This is a genomic window from Psychromonas hadalis ATCC BAA-638 (assembly GCF_000420245.1).
Taxonomy (GTDB): domain Bacteria; phylum Pseudomonadota; class Gammaproteobacteria; order Enterobacterales; family Psychromonadaceae; genus Psychromonas; species Psychromonas hadalis.
Genome location: NZ_ATUO01000296.1, coordinates 1 through 1,949, shown reverse-complemented (window position 1 = coordinate 1,949; position 1,949 = coordinate 1). Strand labels below are relative to the sequence as shown.

Below are 1,949 nucleotides of genomic sequence, written 5' to 3'. Positions count from 1 at the left end.
TAACGGACGATTAGCAAAGCCCAAGCCATTCATTATCATCCCTTTAACAGCTTCGCCTGGTGTTATTTCTTGCTTTTCATCTTGAGGTAAATATTTATCTAATAGCGGAACAATTTGTAAGTCATCAATAATGCCAGCGACAATACCATGGTGATTTTTAAAGCTCATATTTACCTCGTTTATTAAGGCTTATATTTTACTAAATTAACGATCGTTTAGCTGCTTATATTTTAAATGGAAATTATCGGAATTTGACCTAATCAATGTGTGATAAAGTCTCTATGTAGAATAACTAACCTTCAATTTTATGCCTAGCTGACTGTGCATCTTGAAGTATCATGGGGATAAATACCCCATAATATAACGACATTATTGATGGGGGTATTGATTACTGAATAAATTTAAAATATAGGTTATATGGCGACTAACAAACCATTTTTTTGCTTCATTTCAGGTATAAATGCCAATTTATCTGCCGACATTTTTAATCCACTCGGCATTTGAATATGATTCACAGTCCAAACAACGCAACCTGTCGGTAAGTTCAGTAAGTTTCTTACTTGTGAATACAATTTCCCATCATTAAATTCATCTGAAATTGCGAATGCTTTTCCTAACCAGGATTTAATTACTTGTTGCTGGCTAACGACTAAATCTAAATACAATATTTCAGGCTCAACATCTTTAATCACTTTTAAACATAAGCGAACACTTTCGTTTTTGTATTCTTCAACCCATAAGCGATGTGGGATATTATTATCATTCCAAGTAAGTTCATTAATATATTTATTCATATTTACACCTAGTTAACTAACATTCTATTAATTTTAATTAATACTTTTTTAGAGTAGCGATAGCATTAAATGCGATTAATGGGCAATCAGGATGCACTGAATGAGAACAATGAAATCATCATAAAATTGTTCATTAATATTATCTTCAACTAAAATTGAGGTCTTTTATTCAGAAAGTTTTTGCCTGTCGAGCAAAAAGGATGCTCGCAATAAGCGAAGTTTTTTTCGCCAGTTAAAACTATTACACAGCAATAACTTTCAGTTCATAGTTGTTTATATATTTCAATATAATACATAAGCATTATACATGATGCTTAGATTGGTTAACCAATCTATCTTAATTTTTTGATCTTGATCTATCTTCCTATTCCATATAAACACCTTAATAGCGATCCTGTAATAAAACTGAATGAACTCGTCGATAGATAATAATTATCAATCATATTTTGGGTTGTTTTTTTTGTTTAATCAACAGATGAAATTATTTTACAGCTGCTATTAAGTGTGGCATGCCCTCTAAGAGAATGGCAACATTCTCCAAACGACGGAAATTGGTGAAGATGTAAAAACATTTTACTTGCCTAAAAAAACCGAACGTTTTCACATTCGGTGTTTTATAATCCACTAAGATATAAGTCGAAAATTACTTAAGCAAACGGCATTAAGTTAATTTCCTGACATTTTAGCTACTAATAAATAATAAAACTCATTATTTATTAGTAGCTTATGCCGTGGATATAACGTATCCCCTGCTTTATAACCCGGCGCATCAGAGTCTTGATTTATAATCGCTTCACGACTGTTACCTAGCGCGAACGGTAGTTTACCCGTTGGCTTGAACTCACCGCTAACAATATCCATCAGCGCACTATCACTCGAACCAAAGGTCGCAAGAATAGCACCTGCATTTTTCAGACCACTGTCCTCATCCATTACATATGCTTGACGGAAATATAGAGAAATAACCGTATTTCCCTCACCAACTTCGCTCATCACCACTTGGATCTCATCAAGAGATGGTGTGATCACCCAAGAATTACCAATGCCCTCATCATCAGACATACCAGTAAAATCAAGCAGATCGTGGAGAGTACCTTGCTTGTGATACCGATTACATTAAGTATGTGATCTAAATTTTGCGCAGGAAAAATAGCT

At 33.7% G+C, this 1,949-nt stretch carries 3 protein-coding genes; all 3 read right to left on the bottom strand.

From position 1 onward, the window contains the following. Positions 1-168 (bottom strand): DUF4277 domain-containing protein (locus G322_RS24970; protein ID WP_022943245.1); only part of this gene is annotated, 168 nt, incomplete at its 3' end. 245 nt (positions 169-413) lie between these two features. Then, complete coding sequence (locus G322_RS0118985; RefSeq protein WP_022943244.1) at positions 414-794, bottom strand: hypothetical protein; 381 nt, start codon at positions 792-794, stop codon at positions 414-416. 666 nt (positions 795-1,460) lie between these two features. Then, complete coding sequence (locus G322_RS0118980) at positions 1,461-1,856, bottom strand: glycoside hydrolase family 3 protein (RefSeq protein ID WP_022943243.1); 396 nt, start codon at positions 1,854-1,856, stop codon at positions 1,461-1,463. Positions 1,857-1,949 lie beyond the last annotated feature (93 nt).

What these genes read in the sequence shown, in the direction of transcription:
- G322_RS0118985 (WP_022943244.1), bottom strand. Translation starts at nt 794, where the DNA reads ATGAATAAATATATTAATGAACTTACTTGGAATGATAATAATATCCCA.
- G322_RS0118980 (WP_022943243.1), bottom strand. Translation starts at nt 1,856, where the DNA reads ATGTCTGATGATGAGGGCATTGGTAATTCTTGGGTGATCACACCATCT.